The organism is Halorubrum sp. SD612, from assembly GCF_002135005.1.
The window spans coordinates 2,427-4,213 of sequence record NZ_NEWI01000189.1; the positions used below are offsets into that span (position 1 = coordinate 2,427).

Sequence of the window (1,787 nt, forward strand, 5' to 3'; positions counted from 1 at the left end):
GCCGCGCGAGCGCTGGCTTGGCGTTCTACTTGGAGGCGTCCCCCTCGCCGGAGTCGCCGACGACGTTGCCGTTGTCGTGCCGGAGCCGGAAGCGCCACTCGTCGGCGCTGTCCGCGAACAGCTCGAAGGTCGCCCGACTCTCCGGCGCCGCCGCTTCGGCCGGGATAGCCACGTCGGGCTCCGCGGCGTCCTCCGGCTCCGGCCCCTCATCCTCGCCGACCGCCTCGGCCGCCTCGACGGGCGTCTCGATCCGGAGGAGCCCCGCGCCGAGCGCGTTCCGCCGCACGCTGTGGAGCCCCTGCTGGGCCTTCCCGCGGCTGCTGTACCCCTGCCCGGACGTCGCGATGACGTTGCCGTTGCGGTGGCGGAGCCGCCAGCGCGGCCTCCCGCCCGCGTCCGCGAACAGCTCGAACCGGGCCTTGCTCTCCCGGAGCGACGCGACCGTCGACTCAGCGGCCGTCAGGGCCTCGCGCGCCGCTTCGAGCTCCGACTCCGTCGACGCGAGCCCTTCCCGGGTCGCGTCCAGTTCGGACTCGGTCGCGTCCAGTTCGGACTCGGTCGCGTCCAGTTCGGACTCGGTCGCGTCCAGTTCGGACTCGGTCGACGCGAGCTCCTCGCGGGTCGCGTCTAGCTCCCCGCTCGTCTCCTCGGCGGTCGCGGTCGCCGCGGCCGCCTCGCCGCGCATCCGACCGTAGTCCTCGTAAACGGGGTCGGAGAGCAGCGGCACGACCGTCCCCGCGAGCCCGATGAGGAGGAGGCCGACGCCGTACGCCGCGATCACGGTCGGGTCGCCGGACGCCGTGAACCAACTGTCGGGGAAGACGTTCAGGAACCAGACGACGCCGAGGACGCTCACCGCCGTCCCGAGGTAGCCGAGGTAGGTCCCCGTCCGACGCAGCGGGAATCGGATCACGGCCCCGAGCATCACGAACACCGGGGCCAGCGCCGCGAGCGCGTACCCGATCCCCCGGGCCACCGTCGCGGAGTCGGTGAGGAAGAACACCGCGACGCCGGCCAGCCCGAGCAGCACCCCGAACCCGAACAGCCAGTAGCCGTTCACCTCGTCCGTCGTCCTCGGCGTGCCGATCCGCTGCGCGTACAGTCCGCCCTCTCGGTCTGGTTTGTTATTAGTTACCATACCAGAGACGACTCCGGCCACCTGTTTATAAGTGAGGGCGGAGACCGCGGTTCGGCGGCCGACTCCCCGACTACCGCGACCCGAGCGTTTACCACGCAGACGCCCCCTCGTAGTCGTATGTACGTACTGCGAGGCGGTCGCGCGGCGGACGCCGCGGGGACCCGCGAGGCCGACGTGGCGGTCGCGGACGGGGAGGTCGTCGCGGTCGGCGAGCCGAAGGCGGTCGACGAGGCGATAGCGGCGCGCGACGGCGAGCCCACCGAGGTCGACGTCGGCGGGCGGGTCGTCGCGCCCGGGCTGATCGACGCGCACGTCCACGTCATGATGGACGGCCGGCCGGACGTCTCGACCGCGGTCTCCGAGAGCGACTACGCCGCGAGCTACCGGGCCGCGAGCAACCTCGACGCCGCCGTCTCGGCCGGCGTCACGACCGTCCGCGACCTCGGGAGCCGCGGGACGCTCGCGCTCGACGCGGGCGAGGCGGTCACCGCCGACGAGATAGACGGGCCTCGCGTCCTCGCGTGCGGCCGCAACGTGATCATGACCGGCGGCCACGGCAACTGGTTCGGGCGCGAGGCCGACGGCCCCGCGGAGGTGCGGCAGGCGGCCCGCGAGCAGCTGAAGGCGGGCGCGGACGTGCTCAAGTGTA

General features: G+C 73.0%; 1 protein-coding gene and 1 pseudogene. One reads left to right on the forward strand and one right to left on the reverse strand.

Annotated features, from left to right (window positions below):
- Positions 1-1,138 (reverse strand): annotated as a pseudogene (locus B9G38_RS18605) (DUF1508 domain-containing protein); the annotation flags it as partial.
- A gap of 117 nt (positions 1,139-1,255) precedes the next feature.
- On the opposite strand from B9G38_RS18605, the gene B9G38_RS14710 reads away from it, so the two are divergent.
- Positions 1,256-1,787, forward strand: a 532-nt coding sequence (locus tag B9G38_RS14710; RefSeq protein ID WP_143415492.1) for an amidohydrolase family protein, incomplete at its 3' end; no start/stop codon positions are given.